Annotated in this window: 1 pseudogene; it reads left to right on the forward strand. The window is 65.2% G+C overall.

The annotated features are described in order from the left end of the window. Positions 1–57: 57 nt before the first annotated feature. Positions 58–517: pseudogene (locus DEQ92_RS21860) on the forward strand (cell division protein FtsZ); the annotation flags it as partial.

The raw sequence follows: 517 nt of genomic DNA on the forward strand, positions 1-517 counted from the left end.
GCGTCCGACGAAAGGGGGAAAGATAATTAGGCTGTATTCGGTACGAATGGCCATACTATGGACTCCATCGTCGACGATGCGATAGACGAGGCCGAGGAGACGGGGGATGGGAACGCCGTCGACGCACCCACGGGCGGGGAGATGCCCCGCACCGGAACGATGACCGACGAGGAACTGCAGGAAGTCCTCGTCGACCTCCAGACTGACATCACGGTCGTCGGCTGCGGCGGCGCCGGCGGCAACACCGTCAATCGAATGCACGAAGAGGGCATCGAGGGCGCGACGCTGGTCGCCGCCAACACCGACGTCCAGCACCTCGTAGAGATCGAAGCCGACACGAAGATCCTGATGGGCGAACAGAAGACGCAGGGCCGCGGCGCGGGCTCGCTCCCGCAGGTCGGCGAGGAAGCCGCCTTGGAGTCTCAAGAGGAGATCTACGACTCGATCGACGGCTCGGATATGGTGTTCGTCACGGCCGGACTCGGCGGCGGGACCGGCACCGGCTCCGCCCCAGTCG

The sequence above is a fragment of the Haloferax sp. Atlit-6N genome (assembly GCF_003383195.1).
Lineage (GTDB): Archaea > Halobacteriota > Halobacteria > Halobacteriales > Haloferacaceae > Haloferax > Haloferax gibbonsii.